The organism is Lentzea xerophila, assembly GCF_051094245.1.
Taxonomy (GTDB): domain Bacteria; phylum Actinomycetota; class Actinomycetes; order Mycobacteriales; family Pseudonocardiaceae; genus Lentzea; species Lentzea xerophila.
In genome coordinates, this window is record NZ_CP194934.1 from 7,353,550 (window position 1) to 7,371,291 (window position 17,742).

Sequence of the window (17,742 nt, forward strand, 5' to 3'; positions counted from 1 at the left end):
TTGATCACTCGGAGTGACCGGCGTCAGGTGGGGCGGACGAACGGGAAGAGCACGGTCTGCCGGATCGACGTGCCGGTCAGCATCATCAGCAACCGGTCGACGCCCATCCCGAGCCCGCCCGTCGGCGGCATGCCGTGCTCCAGGGCCAGCAGGAAGTCCTCGTCCAGCTCCATCGCCTCGACGTCGCCGGACGCGGCCTTCAGCGACTGCGCCTCCAGCCGCCGGCGCTGCTCCAGCGGGTCCGTCAGCTCCGAGTAGGCCGTGCCGATCTCCGCGCCGAACGCCACCAGGTCCCACCGCTCGGCCAGCCGCGGGTCGGCGCGGTGCTGGCGGGTCAGCGGCGACACCGAGGTCGGGAAGTCGATGTAGAAGGTCGGGCCGACGGTGGAGGCCTCGACGAACGAGTCATACGCCTCCTGCACCAGCCGGCCGTGGTCCCAGTCCTCGTTGATCTCCACACCCCGCGCGGCCAGCAGTGACCGCAGGTCCGCGACGGGCGTGTCGGGCGTGATCACCGCCCCCAACGCCGCGGAAACAGCGCTGTAGACCGGAACCACCGGCCACTCCCCCGAGAGGTCGAACGTGCCGTCCGGCCGGTGCGCGACCTCGGAACCGAACGCCTCGCGCGCCGCGTGCTGGATCAGCGTGCGCACCAGGTCCAGCATGACGCGGTAGTCCGCATAGGACTGGTAGGCCTCCAGCATCGTGAACTCGGGGTTGTGCGTGGCGTCGGCGCCCTCGTTGCGGAAGTTGCGGTTCAGCTCGAACACCCGGTCCACGCCCGCGACGCACAGGCGTTTCAGGTACAGCTCCGGCGCGATCCGCAGGTACATCCGCATGTCGTAGGCGTTGATGTGCGTGACGAACGGCCGTGCGTTCGCGCCGCCGTGCACCGCCTGCAGCATCGGCGTCTCGACTTCGAGGTAGTGGTGCGAGTGCAGGAACTCGCGCACGCTGCGGATGACGTCGCTGCGCAGCTTCAGCAGGTGTGCGGAGTCGGAGTTCATCACCAGGTCGAGGTAGCGGCGGCGGACGCGGGCCTCCGGATCGGTGAGGCCCTTCCGCTTGTCCGGCAACGGGTGCAGGCACTTCGCGGTCATCGCCCACGACGACGCCAGCACGGAGATCTCGCCGTGGTCGGACTTGACCACCTGCCCGGTCACGCCGACGTGATCGCCCAAGTCCACATCGGACTTCCACGACGCCAGCTCGTCGCCCAGCACGTCGGCGGACAGCATCAGCTGGATCTCGCCGCTGAAGTCCCGCAGCCGCGCGAAGCAGAGCCTGCCCATCTCCCGCAGCGCCACCACGCGTCCGGTGACCGACACGTCCTCGCCGAAGCGTTCCCGGGCGCCGGCGAGGAGATCGGTGCGCGCGAACCCGACCGGGTACGGGTCGACCCCGGCGGCCACCAGCCGTTCGACCTTCGCGATCCGCACGCGGACCTGCTCGGGACGGCGGACCGCCTTCGGTTCGATCCGGATCGCGTCGATCTCCGCGACCTTCGACGCGAACCCATCGCCCACGTCCGCCTGCTGCAGTGCCCGTTTGCGCAGTGACCGCAGGGACGGCACGAAACCCTCCGCGACACCGGCGGCGATGCTGACCCGCGGCAGCGACCGGGAGCGCTGGTAGCAGAGGAACCGCGGCTCCCAGTGCGGCAGGTACTTGGCGTTCGACCGGTACAGCGACTCCAGCTGGAAGAACCGCGACGCGAGCGACAGCACCCGCCGCCACGCCCGCAGCACCGGGCCCGCGCCGATCTTCTCGCCCTCCTCGAACACCGCGCGGAACATCGCGAAGTTCAACGAGATCCGGTGCACGCCGAGGTGTCCGGCGGCCGCGGCGAGCTGGGCGACCATGTACTCGTTCAGGCCGTTCTCCGCCGCCCGGTCGCGCCGCATCAGGTCGAGCGACACGCCCCGGCGGCCCCACGGCACGAACGACAGCAGGCCGCGCAACGCGCCCGAGGCGTCGTAGGCCTCGACCATCACGCACCGGCCGTCGCTCGGATCTCCCAGGCGTCCCAGCGCCATCGAGAACCCGCGCTCGGTCTCGGCGCCGCGCCAGGCCTCGGCCAGGTCCAGGATGGACGTCATCTCGTCCGGCGCGATCTCGCTGTGCCGGCGGACCCGGGTGGTGTACCCGGCGCGTTCGACGCGGGACACCGCCTGGCGCAGGCCCTTGCGCTCCGGACCGGCGAGGGTGAACTCGCGGACGTCCAGAACCGCCTCGTCACCGATCTCCAGCGCCTTCAGCCCGGCGCCGGAGTAGACCCGCGCACCCCGTTCGGACGCGCCGAGCACGCCCGGCAGCCAGCCGTACGTGCGTGCTTCGGAGAGCCAGGCCAGCACGGCCTCCGGCCAGGCCTCCTCGTCACCGATCGGGTCGGCCGACGCCAGTGTCACGCCGCCGATCACCCGGTAGGTCAGCGCGGCACGCCCGGACGCCGCGAACACGACGCTCTTGTCGCGCCGGGTGGCGAAGTAGCCCAGCGAGTCGGGCTCACCGCCGGCCGCGAGCAGGCGGCGGACGTCCAGCTCCTGGTCCGGGGTGATCATGTTCTGGGTGCGGACCCCGCGGAAGAACAGGTACATCCCGCGGATCGCCATCAGCGTGCCGCCCAGGCCCAGCAGGACGCTCAGCCACTGCGGGCCCTCGGGGATGTCGAGCCGTCCCAGCCGGACGAGCTCACCCGTCGCCTGGTTCGCCGCCCACGCGAGCTTGTCGGTCTGCTCGACCAGCCTGCCGGGGAAGACCTCGGTGAGCCCCCAGCCGAGCAGTACCAGCGCGATCATGCCCAGCACGAACGACGCAAGCGCTTGCCGCCAGGCACCGCGGGCGAGCCGGGCGGGGAAGGCCTCGCGCACCGCGAACAGCAGCACCACCAGCACCAGCGAGGTCCCGGCACCGGCGCCGAGCAACACCCAGTGCGGCTGCTCGCCCTCATCCAGGATTTCTTCAGGTGCCAGGGCCAGGATGACCATGATGAAGCCGACCAGCAGCAGGCCCAGGAACTGGCCGAGCAGCAGCGTCCACAGCGCCGCTCGCTTGTGCCTGCGCAGGGCGGCGCCCAGCACGAAGAACACCAGGGCGATGAAGAGGTTGCCGTCGATCGGCAGGCCGAAGACGTACCCGATGCCGTCCGCGACGTCGGTGAACCAGCTGTCCTCCGGAAGGATCACCCTGAGCAGCGACAACGCTCCGGCCAGCTGCACGGTGGTCGCGATCGCGCCCGCCGTCCTCCACTTCCACGCCGGTGTCACGTCAACTCCCGAGGTCCGCCCGTGTCGGTCATGATCCCCTCCTCCGCGGGGAGGGTGCATGTCATCTCCTCCGGGCGTGTCGGCCGGCCCGTCGTCGTGCTCAGCTCGGGTCTGGGCGGGGCCTGGTTCGACTGGGACCGGACCGTGCGGCTGCTCGAACCACTCGCGCGGGTGATCGTGTTCGACCGGCCGGGCCTCGGCATGAGCGGTCCCGCGCGGCGCGGGCCGTCGCTGGCGCGGGAGGTGGCCGTGCTGGACGCGGTCCTGCGCGGGGTGCCCAGGGCGGTCCTGGTCGGGCACTCGATGGCGGCGCTGCACGTCGAGGCCTATGCCCGGCTGCGGCCGCACCGCGTCGACGGGCTCGTGCTGCTCGACCCGGACACCGAGACGCCGGGCGCGGGAGCCCCGTTCGACCTGTCCGCGCTGGTCGCGCAGGGGCTGCGGGCGTTCGGCAGCCGCCGGCTCGGCGCCCGCGTCACCCGGCGGTACGGCCACGCGTTGCGCAACCTGCTGACCGCGGCCTCCACGCTCGGCGGCACCGATCCGGCACCCGCTGACCTGGTCCAACTCGTCTACCGGCGGCCCGGTGTGGGGCGGGCGGTGCTGTGGGAGCTCGCGTCGTACCCCGGCCAGGTGGCGACGCTGGAACGGCTGCGGGCGCGCCGGCCGTTTCCCCGTGTGCCGTTCCTGGTGCTCACGGCCGGACGGAAGGTGTGGCCGGAACACCGGTCGTTGGCCGCCCTCGTGCCGTGGGGACGCAACGTGCCGGTGCCCGGCAGCCGGCACATGATTCAGATGGACCGGCCGGACGCGGTGGTCATGGCCGTCCGGGAGGTGCTCAGGGGTCTGCCCGGCCGCTGAGCAGGCAGAACTCGTTGCCTTCCGGGTCCGCGAGCGTGTACCAGCTCACGTCGTCGCCCTGACCGATGTCGGCGCGGGTGGCGCCGAGGCCCAGCAGCCGCTCCAGCTCCTCGTCCTGCTCGCGGTCGGTGGCCCTGACGTCGATGTGCAGGCGGAGCTTCTGCAGCTTGCGGTCGGGGTTGCGCAGGAACAGCAGGGTCGTGCGCTTGTCCGGCGGTCCGATCTCGACCGACACCTCGTCGCGGTCGAGCACCTCGTAGCCCAGAACTTCGGCCCAGAAGGTCGCGAGGCGTTCGGGATCGGTGCAGTCCAGTACCAGTTCAGTGATTCGTGCTGCCACGCATGTGACGGTAACCGCATCTGCATTCCGTTTCTGGCCAACGGTGCCACTCTGGTGTTCGGCAACCGTGCACCAAGCGCCCGGGGACCTGCGAAAGCGGGCCTCGAGGAAAGGACGGTCAACGATGACCACTGCCGAAGTTTCCGCGCCGTACGGCTCCGGAGCGGGCCAGAAGCCCCCGGCCAAGCGGGTTCGCGTGCACCACCTGCGGGAGATGAAGGAACGCGGCGAGCCGTGGCCCATGCTCACCGCGTACGACACGTTCACCGCCTCGATCTTCGACGAAGCCGGCATCCCCGTCCTCCTGGTCGGCGACTCCGCCTCGAACACCGTCTTCGGCAACGACACCTCGCTGCCGGTCACGGTGGACGAGCTCGTACCGCTGGTCCGCGCGGTGACGCGCTCGGTCAAGCGCTCCCTCGTGGTCGCCGACCTGCCGTTCGGCTCCTACCAGGTATCGGTCGAGCAGGCCGTGGCGACCGCCGTCCGGTTCATGAAGGAAGGCCAGGCGCACGCGGTCAAGCTGGAGGGCGGCGCCTACTTCGCGCCGCACATCCGCGCGATCACCGCCGCGGGCATCCCGGTCATGGCGCACATCGGCTTCACCCCGCAGTCCGAGCACCAGCTCGGCGGCTACCGCGTGCAGGGTCGTCACGACAACCACGACGTCGTGGTGCAGGACGCGCTGGCCGTGCAGGAGGCGGGCGCGTTCGCGGTCGTGCTGGAGATGGTGACCGCCGAGGCCGCGAAGCAGATCACGCACGACCTCGTCATCCCGACCGTGGGCATCGGCGCCGGTCCGGACACCGACGCCCAGGTGCTCGTGTGGCAGGACATGATGGGCCTGAACCGCGGCAAGGCGCCCCGGTTCGTCAAGCGCTACGCGGACATCGGCAACATCATGCTGGGCGCGGCCTCCGAGTTCGCGAACGAGGTGCGCGGGCACCAGTTCCCCGGTCCCGAGCACACTTTCCACTAGGCGGAAGTAACGCGGGGGCCCCACGTTTCCTTCCGGGGAACGCGGGGCCCCCGCGTTCCCCAGAAGCTGGGGTCAGCGGGTCCAGACCTCCGGGTCTGGGCCCGCAGGCACGATTCCGGTCGGATTGATCTGGTGGTGCGTCACGTAGTAGTGGCGCTTGATGTGGTCCCAGTTCACCGTGTCGCCGAACTGCGCGTACAGGCGTTTCGCGTACGCCCAGAGGTTCGGCATCTCCGTGAGCTTGTTGCGGTTGCACTTGAAGTGGCCGTGGTAGACGGCGTCGAACCTGACCAGCGTGGTCCAGAGCCTGATGTCGGCCTCGGTGAGCTGGTCGCCCACGAGGTGGGTGTGCGTCGCGAGGTGGGCCTCGATGCGGTCCAGTTCGGCGAAGAGGTTCGTGTACGCCTCCTCGTACGCCTTCTGTGACGTGGCGAAACCCGCCTTGTAGACGCCGTTGTTGACGTTGTGGAAGATCGGCTCGATCCAGGCGTCGATGTCGTCGCGCAGGTGTTCCGGGTAGAGGGTGCTCTCCGGGCGCCACTTCAGGCTGAAGTCCAGGGTGATCTGCGGGTAGTCGTTGGTGACGACCTGCTTCGTGGTCGTGTCGATCAGCGCCGGGACGGTGACGCGGCCCTCGTAGCTCCCGTCGGCGTTGTCGTAGGCCTCTTTGAGGTAGTCGATCCCCAGGACCGGGTCGGTCCGCTCGAACCGCCAGCCCTTCTCGTCGCGGATCGGGTCGACGATCGCCAGCGAGATGGCGTCCTCGAGGTTCAGGAGCTTGCGGACGATGACCGCGCGGTGCGCCCACGGGCACGCGAGGCTCACGACGAGCCGGTAGCGGCCGGGTTCGGGCTCCGGGCGTGCGGTGAAGCGGTTCGGCTGCCGCACGAACGCGCCGGTGGTCGATGTCTCCTTCGTGAACTGCGCCATGTGCTCGACGATAGGCCCATGTACCCGGAGATCGAGCCCCACGCGTCAGGCCACCTGGACACCGGCGACGGCAACCTCGTGTACTGGGAGGAGTGCGGCAACCCGTCCGGCAAGCCCGTCGTCTTCCTGCACGGCGGCCCCGGCGGCGGCTGTTCGCCGTCGTACCGCCGCCTGTTCGACCCGTCCGCCTACCGGATCGTCCTGTTCGACCAGCGCGGCTGCGGGCGTTCGCTGCCGCACGCCTCTGTTTCCGGCGACCTCTCCCTGAACACGACCTGGCACCTCGTGGCCGACATGGAGCTGCTGCGGGAGTCGCTGGGGATCTCGCGATGGCAGGTCTTCGGCGGGTCCTGGGGGTCGACGCTGGCGCTCGCGTACGCCGAGAAGCATCCCGGCCGCGTCTCGGAACTGGTGCTGCGCGGGATCTTCACGCTGCGTTCGTCCGAACTGGACTGGTACTACCGCGGCGGGACGGCCGCGCTCTTCCCCGACCTGTGGGAGAAGTTCATGGCCCCGCTCGCGGGTCTGTCCGGTGATCCGATCGAGCTGTACGCGGAACTGCTGGCCTCGCCGGACCCTGCCGTGCACGGGCCGGCGGCGGTCGCGTGGAGCACGTGGGAGGGCGCGACGGTGACGTTGCTGCCGCGGCCGGAACTGGTGGCGGAGTTCGCCGAGCCGTCCTACGCGCTGGCGTTCGCGCGGATCGAGAACCACTACTTCCGGCACGGCGGGTGGTTCGAGGAGGGGCAGCTGATCCGGGACGCCGCGCGGTTGAAGGACATTCCCGGCGTGATCGTGCAGGGCCGGTACGACGTCGCCACTCCCGCCGTGTCGGCGTGGGACCTGCACAAGGCCTGGCCGGGGTCCGAACTGGTGCTGGTGCCGGATGCCGGGCACGCCTACGACGAGCCCGGCACCCTCGCCGCCCTGCTGGCGGCGACCGATCGGTTCCGCGACTGACTAACGCAGGCCGACCCACTTGGCGCTGGACGCGGTGCAGGGCGCGACCGTGACCGTGGCAGTGAGGCACTTGCCGGTGCCGACGTTGCGGAACTGGAAGGAGGTTCCCGTGGGCACGCGGCGCCAGCGCTGGCTGGCGCTGGAAGCGCACGGCCTGGTGAGCACGTCATCCGCGGACGCCACCGACAGGCACCTGTCGGTGGCCCTGTTGCGCGGCCAGTCGACGCCCCCGCTGATCGGGACGAGCCAGCGCTGACTGGCGGAGATCTCGTTGCACAGCCGCAGAACGACGTTGGTGCCGGTGTCGGCGAGGCACCGGGAGGTGCCGGCGAGCTGGTAGACGACCACCGGGTCGGCGTGGGCCGGAACGGCGGTGAGCGCGGTGACGGCGGCGGCGGTCGCGATGATCGCGGCTGGTTTCCCCATGGGCGACGATCCTGGCAGCGCACCGGTGCCGGCGAATCCACCTGTGGTTGTCAACCCTGGCCGTAGTCGAGTGCCGTCTCGAGGCTGCGCCGCGCCTCGACGAGCGAGGGGCCGTACCAGGTGAGGTGCCTGCCGCTGACCAGCACGTAGGGCAGGCCGGGGAAGCTCTCTGGGCCGTCCTCGTGGGTGAACAGGTACGGCTCGTCGGGCAGGATCACCAGGTCGGGGCGCTGGGCGTTGAGCTCTTCGAGGGTCGGACGCGGGTAGCGCTCGTCGTGCGCCGCGTAGACGTTCTCGATTCCCAGGCGCCGCAACACGTCGGTGGCGAAGGTGTCGCGGCCGACGACGACCCACGGGCGGCGCCAGACCGGGATCAGCGCGGTGAGTTTGCCGGGTTTCGTGTCGCGCCAGAGGTCTTCGGCCCGCGTGAGCCAGTCCGGTTCGAGGTCCCAGCCGAGTCCGAAGAGCCTTCTGAGCGACTTCAACGCCATCGGGACGGTCTTCGGCGCCTCGGTGACCCAGACGTTGATGCCGTTGGCGCGCAGGCGGTCGACGTCCTCCGGGCGGTTCTCCTCGGAGTTCGCGATGACGAGGTCCGGGCCGAGACTCATGACCTTGTCGACGTCCGGGTACTTCGAGCCACCGACCCGTGGTACGTCCAAATCGGACGGATGCGTGCAGTAGTCCGTCGCCCCCGCCAGTGCGCCGGGCACGGTCGCCGCGACGGCCTCGGTGATGGACGGCACCAGGCTGACCACGCGTCGTGGCTGGTCCAGCGCGACCGGCTCACCGAGGTCGTCGACGGGGAGCATCAGACACCCGTGATCTTCAGGCCCGCGTGGGTCTTGTACCGGCGGTTGACCGCGATGAGGTTCGCGGTGAACGCCTCGACCTGGTGGGCGTTGCGCAACCGGCCGCCGTAGACGCCGCGGAAGCCCGGCACGAGCCCGGCCAGTTCCCTGACGGTGTCGGTGGCCTCGCGGTCGTCGCCGAGCACGAGGACGTCCATGTCCACTTCGGACACGCTGAGGTCGGCCAGCAGCACCGCGGACACGTGGTGGAACGCGGCGGTGACCTTGGACTCGGGCAGGAGGAGCTCGGCCTGCTGTGCCGCGCTGCCCTCGGCGACCGGGAGCGCGAACGGGCCCTGCTTGTCGAAGCCGAGCGGGTTCACGCAGTCGATGACGATCTTCCCGGCCAGCTGGTCGCGCAGGCTCGTCAGCAGGTCGCCGTGACCGTCCCAGGGGACCGCGACGAGGACGATGTCGGAGTCGGCCGCGCAGTCGGAGTTGTCCGCGCCCCGGACGTCGCCGCCGGCCACCTCGACGATCTCCTTGGCCGCCAGTTCCGCGCGGTCCGCGCTGCGAGAGCCGATGATCACCTTGACACCCGCCTTGGCCCAGCGGATGGCGAGGCCCCTGCCCTGGGCTCCGGTGCCGCCGAGGACGCCGACTGTGAGGTCACGAATCTCTGTCACCCCTGCATCTTCACACGGCCCGCCGGCGGCAGGCTGCCCAACGTGACCTTGCGCTCGCCGGGTCACGGGTGCTCGAAGCGGACGCGGCGGGCGGCCGGGTCGGCCTCGGCCAGGCGGACCCGGATCCGCTCGCCTTCCGGCAGCCGCCTGCCGGAGCACTTGGCGAGGATCGGCGGAGCGGCCACGAACACCTCGGCTTCCTTGTCGCCGGAACGCAGGACGACGGCGTCGAACTCCTGGCCCGTACGTCCGGCCAGCACCCGGGCCTCGACCTGGTCGAGCGAAGCCCGCTCCACCTTCGAGGCCAGGGAGTCCGAGGAACCCATCAGGGATGGCAGCTGGGGCAGCGCCTCGGCCAGCCAGGAGGGCAGTGCGGAGCCCGCGGTGACGGCCAGGCAGACCTCGGTGGCGAAGCGGTCGACGAGGCGGCGCAGGGGTGCGGTGACGTGGGTGTAGGGCGCTGCCACGCCCGCGTGGGTCGTGAGCTCCGGGACCGAGCCGGCGAACGCCGAGTAGCCCGCGCCGCGGAGCAGGCGGGTGGCGTCGGTGAACAGGGCCAGTGCCTCGGGGCGAGAGGCGTCGAGGCCGGCCAGGAAAGCGCCCGGGGAGAGGTCGGCGGGCCACGGGACGCGCAGCGCCGCCGCGGATCTGCGCAGGGAGTCGACGGCGTCGGCGTCCGGGGCGGGCAGGGTGCGGAGGATGCCCACGCGGGCCTCCAGCATGATCGACGCGGCGGCCATGCCGGTCATCAGGGAGATCTCGGCGTTCCAGGAGTCGACCTCGGCGCGCGGGCGGGTGACGAGTGTCCAGCCGGAACCGTCGGACTCGATCTCCTGCTCGGGCAGTTGCAGCTCGATGGCGCCGCGGTCGCGGGCGAAGGCGCGGCGGAGGGGGCCGAACTCGGCCAGTGCCGCGACGGAGGGGTGCGGAGTGCCCGCGTCGAACGAAGCCTGGACCGTGGCGTAGTCGAACTGGGCCGTCGAACGGACCAACGCGCGCCGGACCTCGACGGCCGAAGGGATGCCGTCGGCGGCACAGGTGAACGTCCACAGGACCGCGGGACGCACCACGCCGGGCAGCAGGGAGGCCGCGCCCTCGGAGAGCACGGTGGGGTGCAGGGGGACGTTGCCGTCGGGCAGGTAGATGGTCTGGCCTCGGCGGCGGACCTCGAGGTCCAGCGGGCCGCCGGGCGTCACGAAGGTGCCCAGGTCGGCGATCGCGTAGTGGACCACGAAACCGTCGCCCGCACGTTCGACGCACAGGGCCTGGTCCAGGTCCTTCGCGCCGGGTGGGTCGATCGTCACCAGCGGGATCGAGGTGAGGTCGGGGCGGTCTCCGATCGAACGCGAGACCGCCGCCTCGGCCTCGGCGAGCACGGCCGGCGGGAAGGACGGTGGAAGACCGAACTCGGTGCGGATGCCGTCGAAGGACAGGTCAGCACGGCCCGTGCGGATCACCAGGGAAGCCACCCGCACAGACTAGGGAACCGACCTCAGTCCTCGTCCTCGCCGCGCCACTTCTTGTCGGACTCGTCGGCCGCGCGGGTCCGTTCGCGGGCGATCTCCAGAGCTCGGGCCGCGGTGGCCTCGTCCGGGTAGGGGCCCATGCGGTCGGGGCCCTTGCAACCCTTGCCCTGCTCCACCGCCTGGTGGGTCAGGCAGTAGTACCAGCCGTTCGTGTCACTCATACGCGTTCGCCTCCCAAAGGCGCCGGGAATCCCCGCGGCGGCGTGGACTGGTTGGCGTTGGCGTACTCCGCCGGGATCGGGTCCAAACACGAGACCAGTACCGTGCGGTCCTCGGCGTTCTCGATCTTACGTCCGGACCGGTCGCGGTAGACCAGCGAACCGTCGGAGTCGATCTCCATGATCGCGCCGACCTCGGCCAGCTGGTCCTCGTCGAGGTCTGAAAGCTTCTCGTAGCGGGACGGCACCACGCGGTAGACCGGCCACTTCAGGTGGCCGTAGGTGCGGTGGAACTCCGCCAGCAGGTGGGTGAGGTGCTGCTGCCACGGCAGCGGCATCGCCTCGGCCAGTGCCCGCGGCACCACCACGTAGTCGGACGAGACCCCCGGAGCTCCGGCCGCCATGTAGTCACGCACCGGTGTGCTCGACGCGGGCGGTCCGGAAGGCCTCGGAATGGGGTCGTGGTTGAACATGCAGCGCCTCCCCGCGATCTACACGCCCGGCCGGACGGCCAGCGGCATCAACTCGTGATAGTTCCAGTTGACCTTGCTGATCTTCACGACGTCACCCGTCTGGGGGGCGTGGATGTACTCGTCGCCGCCGAGGTACATGGCCACGTGGTGCACCGTTCGCGGGTTCGACGTGTCGGTCGCCCAGAAGATCAGGTCGCCTGCTTGGGCGTCGCGCACCGGGAGGTGGGCGCCGCCCTTCTCGTACTGGTCGTTCGCGACGCGCGGGATCTTCACGCCGGCCGCCGCGAACGCCTTCACGAGGATGCCGGAGCAGTCCCACGCGTCCGGGCCGTTGCCGCCCCACAGGTACGGCTCGCCCAGCTGTTCCTTGGTGAACCCGATCGCGACGCCCGCGGCGTTCGAGGCCAGCAGGAACTGGCCTGCGCCCGCTCCGCAGCCCGCCGGGTCGCTGATCTGACCGAGCTCGCCGAGCAGGAACGCGGCCATGGCCTCCCAGTTGTGGTACCGGTCGGGGAACGCCGAGCGCTCGACGGCCTGCGCCGAGTCACCGGGGCGCTTGTTCTCCCAGTCCGGCACCTTCAGCAGCACGTCGTAGAACTTGTTGATCGAGTAGGTCGGGTCGGTCACCTCGGCGGGCGACCCCCAGCCCATCGACGGGCGCATCTGGAAGATGCCCAGCGAGTCGCGGTCGCCGTAGTTCAGCGGCCGCAGGCCCGACTCGGTCATGCCGGCCTGGATCGCGATCTGCCACGCGAGCGGCGGCAGCTTGCGCTCCTGGCCGATGGAGATGATGCGCGCGACGATGTTGCGCTGCTCGTCGTTGAGGCGCGACGCGTCGCGGCGGCCCCTGTCGCCACCACCCGCGTTCCACGGCCCGATGGCGGCGTTGCAGCTCATCCGCGCGAAGCCCGCGGTCGCCGCCGGATTCGTGGAGTTGCTGACGACCTGTGTCACGCCCGACGTCGCCACTGCGATCACGACGACCGCGGCCAGTGCTCCGATCAGCAACATCACGCGCATGGGTCAGTCCGCCTTCGTGTAACTGTTCACACGCCACTCGTTGGCCGGCGTCTTGACCAACGTGATGACGACCTTGCCGGAGTCGGTGCCCACCTCGAAGTCGGCCGACGACACGAAGGACTTCTTCGCCGTGACCCTCTGGGTGATCTTGGTGGGCACGTTCTTCGGGTCGATCGTGGCCATCTGCGCGAGGAACTCCTCCGTCGTGTACGGACGGAGCTGCGCGAGCCACTTGTTGACGTCGTTGTCCGGCGGCGGCTTGATCCAGTTCTCCGCCCACAGCTCGGCGATCAGCTGCGCGTCGGCCTGGGGCGGGGCCGCCGAGGCCGAGATCGACGGCGGCGGCACCTTCGTCGGCAGGGAGGCCCCGCTGCCCGGCAGCTGCCCGACCTGGGTGCCCTGCGGCGACGTCGACGGCTGGTTCGCCGCCGCCGGATCGGCGGGCCCCCGGTCGAGCACCCTGGGGACGATCACGCCGAGCGCGACGACCACCACCACGAAGAGGACGATCGAGGCGGCCAGGTGGCGCGGGGAACGCAGCGGCCAGCCCCACAGCCTGCGGTAGACCGCGGTACGGCCGCGGTTGGTTCGGATCGGCATCTACGCTCCCCTCTTCCCGATGAACACTGTCAGCTGTTGTCCCTGACCTCGAAGCCACGCGACGGCCGGTAGATCACGTGCACCGGACGTCCTGCCACCACTTCCGTCTCGGCTCTGCGGGGTTCCTGCACCGGAGCGGAGTAGCCGTTCGAGCGCGACGGCACGAGCACCGCGTCGTCGACCCGGTCCCACTGCCTGTCGGTGACCGTCGGGCTGTCCACCACGCGCGACCGGGCGGCCGGCAACGCCACCGGGCCCGATCCCGCCGGCAGGGCCCCCGCCCGCACGCCGGAACCGTCCGGGCCGCTGACGATCTGGCCCGGCTGCGCGTCGCGGTCGAGGCGCTGCGCCGTCGCCATGACGGGGTTGGAGGCCTCCGGGCGGACGCGGCCGCGACCGCGTTGCGGCACCTCTTCGCCGTCGGCGTCGCTGTCGCGCACCGAGTCCCAGAACTCGTCCTGCGGCGTCGGGCCGGTGTTCTTCTTGCGGCCCATCATCTTCGACCAGACGCCGCCGCTCATCGGCAGGACGTTGCTCGCGGAGCCGACGGACATCTCGACCATCTGCCACATGCGGCGCAACGGTTTGCCGATCACGAAGCACACGAGTGTCAGCATCAGGCCGAGCAGCGTGCGCGTCAGCAACGAGAGCCCGGTCGCGTTGAAGATCGCCTGCAGCAGCAACGCGTGGACACCCGCGAGGACCGCGAGCACCAGCACGTTGAACACCGTCACGGCGGCCGCGCGGGCGACCTTGCGCAGCAGGTCGTGGTGCAGCAACGCGACCAGGCCGATGAGCGGACCGGCGAGCGTGAGGATGCGCAGCAGCAGCTGGGCCAGCAGCACCGCGGCCTTCGCGAACAGCTGGAAGAGCGAGAACGCGATCGACTGCAGCAGCGCGAGGAAACCCGCGCCGGTGCGGCTGCCGTCGGTGCCGTCGAAGTAGCCCTTGGCGGTGCCGAGCTGCGCCTCCAGGGCCTTCCACTCGGCCTTCTTGGCCTCCAGGGCCGCCTGGTCGGCGTCCTTGTGCTCGGCGATCTCCGTCGTCGTCCAGGCCTGCGCCTTGAGGATGCGCGGGCCGTACTCGGCGGCCTGCGGCGCCTCCGGCGTGCCGAAGGCGCCGCGCAGCCAGCTCTGGTAGACGACGGCGTCGTGCAGTTTCGTCGGCAGGACGTGGAGTGTGCCTTGTTCCTCGGGCGCCTCGATGAAGCCCGCCTGTATCTCCGAAGTCTTGGAGACCAGTGTGTTGTCGAGGAGGTTGTAGAACTGCGGCAAGGCCAATGTGGACGTTGCCAGCCACATGGCCGCCAGCGCCCAGAGCCCGCGTTTGGAGATCGTGGCGAAGTCGCCCGTCCAGATCTGCCGGAACATCAGGATCGCGAGGATCAGCGCCACCAGGCCGAACCAGCGCAGGTAGACGTTGTCGTAGACCTTCTGCACGCCGTTCTTCACGGCGTCGTCCAGCGGAACCAGCAGGCCGCGGCCCATCACCGTGTAGTGCAACGCGTTCGTGGCACCGACGATGTTCTTGCCGATGCTGAAGAGCTCGTTGCCCGCCCACGTGTCGAGCGTGGCGCTGGCGTTCGGCACGATCGAGCAGTTGGCCTGGTGGTAGTGCCACACCATGCCCGCGTAGCCGTAGTCGAGGTACGGCGAGCCCGGCAGGCCGTTGCCGACCGGCGGGTCGAGCGCGCCGACCATGCCCGCGCCGGGCCGTTCAGGGTTGGGTGCGTCGTTGCAGGACTGGGCGTGCGCCGGAGCGCCGATGACCACCTGCAGTGCCAGGATCGCCGACACCATCATGACCGCACGGGACTTGGCTGACGTGCGCAGCGCGAACCGCCGCCTTGCCCAGAGCAAGGCGGCGATCACGAGCACGATCGTCAGCGCGGTCATGCGCCGCCGTCCCGGTGGCGGTGGGGGCCGTCACCATGGCCCACCAGCTGGGCCTCTTCCTCCGTCAGTCCGAGCTCCATGTCCGCCGCCAGTTCGTCGTCGATCTCGTCGGGCACGTAGGCGGGCGGCTGGGGCGCCGCGTGGTCGTCCTCCGCCGGCACGAGTTCGCCCTTGCCGTTGTCGCGCTTGGCATCGGGCGTCGTGTCGAGGGCGTTGCGCAGGTGTTCGAGGTGCGGGCCGCTGAAGTCGACGCGGATCCGCTCCACGCCACCGGCACCGTCGCCGAAGATGAACTGGCGCGGCGCGCGGTCGCGCTCGGTCGCGTTGCGATCGCCACCGGGCCTGCGGCCGAGCGACGCGACGACCTGCTCGTACCCGGCGCCGACCGGCACCTTGAGCAGCCGCAGCGCGTCCGCCTGCGCCTGGTCGTCGTCGAGCCGGCCGACGAAGACCGAGTCGAGCAGCGCGACGAAGCCCTGGATCCTCAGGAAGTCGGCGGGGATCTGGCTGGACAGCAGCACGCGGACGTTCCACTTGCGGGAGTCACGCGCGAAGCGGTTCATCAGCACGCGACCGGTCGGGACCTCCGAGAGGAAGAACGCCTCGTCGATCCAGACGCCCTTGCGCTGGTCCTTGGGTTTCTCGTAGATCGAGCGCTGGGTGAGCCAGGCGGCGAGGTTCAGCATCTCGACGCCGAGGGACTCCGCGTCCGTCCAGTGCTCGCGGCCGGTGCCGTCCTTGGGCAGGTTCAGGCCCGCCATCGTGAGGACGGTGAGCCGGTCGTCGCGCACCTCGTTGTACGGGTCGTGGTTCTCCTCAGGGATCAGCAACGACATGCGCTCGCGCATCTCGTCGAGGAAGTCCGCGACGACGACGGCGTGCTCATGGTGCTCGGACGCGTCGCGGCGCAGCGCCTCGAAGACGAGACCGGGGTGGGCGTCGAAGCGGCCACCGACCGTGCGGACCGCTCGCAGCAGCACGATTCGCGTCTGGGGCAGGCGCGCGACCTCATACGGCAGCAGGCCGGTGAGCACGTCCAGGACGAGACGGCGGCGGGTGGCGGCCGCGAGGGCCTTCTCCCGGCGCCAGGCCCGTTCCGGGTCGTCCTCGTCGAGGAAGTGCTCGAGCATCGGCTCGGCGACCACCCGGTAGGGGTTGAGGATGCCGGGCTGGGCGTTGAGCAGGTTGATCGGACGCGCGTAGGGCCGCAGCTCGGGCAGTTCGCACAGCGCCGACAGCGGACCGGACGGGTCGAGCAGCGTCCAGTGCGCGCCGGCCCGCAGCGTCTTGTAGACCATGCCGCCGCCGAGGAACGACTTACCGGCACCGAGGCCCGCGACCATCGCCGTCAGACCGGAGGAGTCGCGGAGCTCCTGCGCCATCCACGGGTCCCACGCGACCGGGCGGCGCGTGGCCGTGACGGTCTCGCCCAGGAGAATCCCGCGCCGGTCGCCGACCTCGGCCGTGGCGGTGGGAACCGCACTCGCGGCCCACAGCACGCTGCCGCGACGCAGGTAGGCGCCGTTGGACAGCGGCTCGCCGGGGATGAACTCGCGGGCGATCGCGTACTGGGCCTCGGGGTGCTCGATCGCGACCTTCGGCTTGTAGAGCTCCAGCAGCGACTGGGCCAGGCGCAGGGCCTCGCGCTCGGTCGGGCCGCTGACCGCGAGCCGCCACCAGCTGCGCACCCGGGTGCCCAGCGCGGTGAAGCCCGACGTCATCTCGTCGTCGATCTCCAGCACGCGGCCTGCCTGGCGGGCCAGCGACTGCGGCGGCTCGATCTCGTGCTCGTCGGTGTAGTGGCGGACCTGCGAGCGGACCTTGCTCATCTGCCGCGACAGCTCGCCCGAGACCTCCTCGGGCCTGCGCACGTAGATACGCGCGGACCACTCGACGGAGGCCGGCAGGCGGTCTGCGCGCTGCACCCACGGGTCGTCGACCTCGGGGATCTGCAGGCCGTGCATGAGCCCGACCGTCAGCACCGCGACGTGCCGCTTGATGCCCGCGTTCGAGCCGGTGCGGCCGCGCACGGTCACCGTCGGCGAGTACGGCTCCTGGTGGAAGTCCGCGGCGTCGGTGAAGGACGCCAGGTCCTCCGGTTCCCACGCGGCGCCCGGCACGGCGGGCATGTTGCGCGGCGCGGGCAGGCCCAGCGAGCACGACCTGTGCATCAGCCAGGACATCTCCTCGGCCGTCGCGGGACGGCCTTCGAGCCCCGCGGACCCGATCACCTGGTCGAGGTGCTCGACCTCGGAGTCGAGCGCCACGAGCTCGGCGTCGACGGCGTCCGGGAAGACCTTGCGCAGCACGGGGGCCGCGCGTTCGACCGCGCGGTCCATCATGTTGCGGGTCTGCACCTGCACGCCCAGGTAGACCTCTTTCTCGGCCATCGAGCGGCCCATGAGCTGCTGCTGTTCGCCGACCATGTAGTCGTCGAACGACAGCGTGCCCGGAGTGTCCGGCAGGCGCTTGACGGCGTTGTGCACGTGCGCCTCGGCCCACATGCGGATCGGATACGGCCGCGTGGTGACCCGCAGGTGCATCCAGCGGCCCTGCAGCTCGGCGTACTGGCCCGCGATCGCGGCGATCAGGTCCTGGCGCTGCGAGTCGCTGCGGAACGACCAGCGCTGCGGGGCGAGCCGGTACCAGGCGTAGACCTCCTGGCCGGTGCGCAGCAGGTGGCCGTCGATGCTGCGGGCCGCGATGGAGGGGGTGTAGCTCGGCACGGCCTGCTCGCCGGGCAGGCGGCGGCCACGCTTGGAATAGGCGGCCCTGTCGCGTTCGCGCGGGTCCGCGGCGGCGTGCTGGGCGATGTGCTGGGCGGAGCGACG

Annotated in this window: 16 protein-coding genes; 3 read left to right on the forward strand and 13 right to left on the reverse strand. The window is 70.7% G+C overall.

Features of this window, described 5'->3' with window-relative positions:
- Positions 1-23 precede the first annotated feature (23 nt).
- Complete coding sequence (gene lysX, locus ACRSBM_RS35070) at positions 24-3,326, reverse strand: bifunctional lysylphosphatidylglycerol synthetase/lysine--tRNA ligase LysX (protein WP_434450350.1); 3,303 nt, start codon at positions 3,324-3,326, stop codon at positions 24-26.
- Here lysX and ACRSBM_RS35075 point away from each other — a divergent pair.
- Positions 3,297-4,127, forward strand: a complete 831-nt coding sequence (locus ACRSBM_RS35075) for an alpha/beta fold hydrolase (RefSeq protein ID WP_434453350.1) — start codon at positions 3,297-3,299, stop codon at positions 4,125-4,127. The genes lysX and ACRSBM_RS35075 overlap by 30 nt on opposite strands.
- On the opposite strand, the gene ACRSBM_RS35080 is transcribed toward ACRSBM_RS35075, so the two are convergent.
- Positions 4,105-4,467 carry a VOC family protein gene (locus ACRSBM_RS35080; protein ID WP_434450352.1) on the reverse strand — a complete coding sequence of 121 codons (363 nt, stop codon included), beginning with the start codon at positions 4,465-4,467 and terminating at the stop codon, positions 4,105-4,107. The genes ACRSBM_RS35075 and ACRSBM_RS35080 overlap by 23 nt on opposite strands.
- Before the next feature lie 124 nt (positions 4,468-4,591).
- On the opposite strand from ACRSBM_RS35080, the gene panB reads away from it, so the two are divergent.
- Positions 4,592-5,446, forward strand: a complete 855-nt coding sequence (gene panB, locus ACRSBM_RS35085; protein ID WP_434450354.1) for a 3-methyl-2-oxobutanoate hydroxymethyltransferase — start codon at positions 4,592-4,594, stop codon at positions 5,444-5,446.
- A gap of 72 nt (positions 5,447-5,518) precedes the next feature.
- Here panB and ACRSBM_RS35090 read toward each other — a convergent pair whose 3' ends face one another.
- Entirely contained in the window at positions 5,519-6,376 is an 858-nt protein-coding gene (locus tag ACRSBM_RS35090) for a glutathione S-transferase family protein (protein WP_434450356.1), read from the reverse strand.
- Between the two features lie 18 nt (positions 6,377-6,394).
- Between ACRSBM_RS35090 and pip the strand changes: the two genes are divergently transcribed.
- Complete coding sequence (gene pip, locus ACRSBM_RS35095) at positions 6,395-7,336, forward strand: prolyl aminopeptidase (RefSeq protein ID WP_434450358.1); 942 nt, start codon at positions 6,395-6,397, stop codon at positions 7,334-7,336.
- Here the strand turns inward: pip and ACRSBM_RS35100 are convergent, their stop codons facing one another.
- The 10 genes from ACRSBM_RS35100 to ACRSBM_RS35145 all read right to left on the reverse strand — a co-directional run bounded on the left by ACRSBM_RS35100 (position 7,337) and on the right by ACRSBM_RS35145 (position 17,724).
- Positions 7,337-7,762 carry an RICIN domain-containing protein gene (locus ACRSBM_RS35100; RefSeq protein WP_434450360.1) on the reverse strand — a complete coding sequence of 142 codons (426 nt, stop codon included), beginning with the start codon at positions 7,760-7,762 and terminating at the stop codon, positions 7,337-7,339.
- Positions 7,763-7,812: 50 nt separating this feature from the next.
- Positions 7,813-8,574 (reverse strand): helical backbone metal receptor, encoded by a 762-nt coding sequence (locus ACRSBM_RS35105; protein ID WP_434450362.1) that lies wholly within the window; start codon positions 8,572-8,574, stop codon positions 7,813-7,815.
- On the reverse strand, positions 8,574-9,239 hold the full coding sequence (npdG, locus tag ACRSBM_RS35110) for an NADPH-dependent F420 reductase (RefSeq protein WP_434450364.1): 666 nt from the start codon (positions 9,237-9,239) through the stop codon (positions 8,574-8,576). The genes ACRSBM_RS35105 and npdG overlap by 1 nt, the downstream gene beginning before the upstream one ends.
- 62 nt (positions 9,240-9,301) lie before the next feature.
- A complete protein-coding gene (locus ACRSBM_RS35115; RefSeq protein ID WP_434453351.1) occupies positions 9,302-10,696 on the reverse strand; it encodes an RNB domain-containing ribonuclease in 1,395 nt (464 codons plus the stop codon).
- A gap of 35 nt (positions 10,697-10,731) precedes the next feature.
- A complete protein-coding gene (locus ACRSBM_RS35120) occupies positions 10,732-10,926 on the reverse strand; it encodes a hypothetical protein (RefSeq protein ID WP_434450366.1) in 195 nt (64 codons plus the stop codon).
- A complete protein-coding gene (locus ACRSBM_RS35125; RefSeq protein ID WP_434450368.1) occupies positions 10,923-11,396 on the reverse strand; it encodes a hypothetical protein in 474 nt (157 codons plus the stop codon). Before ACRSBM_RS35125 ends, ACRSBM_RS35120 begins: the two co-directional genes overlap by 4 nt.
- Positions 11,397-11,414: 18 nt before the next feature.
- Complete coding sequence (locus ACRSBM_RS35130) at positions 11,415-12,416, reverse strand: C40 family peptidase (protein WP_434450370.1); 1,002 nt, start codon at positions 12,414-12,416, stop codon at positions 11,415-11,417.
- Between the two features lie 3 nt (positions 12,417-12,419).
- The gene (locus ACRSBM_RS35135; protein WP_434450372.1) at positions 12,420-13,016 is read right to left on the reverse strand and encodes a hypothetical protein; all 597 of its coding nucleotides are present in this window, start codon (positions 13,014-13,016) and stop codon (positions 12,420-12,422) included.
- A 29-nt stretch (positions 13,017-13,045) separates the two neighbouring features.
- Positions 13,046-14,911 (reverse strand): hypothetical protein, encoded by a 1,866-nt coding sequence (locus ACRSBM_RS35140; RefSeq protein WP_434450374.1) that lies wholly within the window; start codon positions 14,909-14,911, stop codon positions 13,046-13,048.
- A complete protein-coding gene (locus tag ACRSBM_RS35145; protein WP_434453353.1) occupies positions 14,908-17,724 on the reverse strand; it encodes an ATP-binding protein in 2,817 nt (938 codons plus the stop codon). Before ACRSBM_RS35145 ends, ACRSBM_RS35140 begins: the two co-directional genes overlap by 4 nt.
- Between the last annotated feature and the right edge of the window lie 18 nt (positions 17,725-17,742).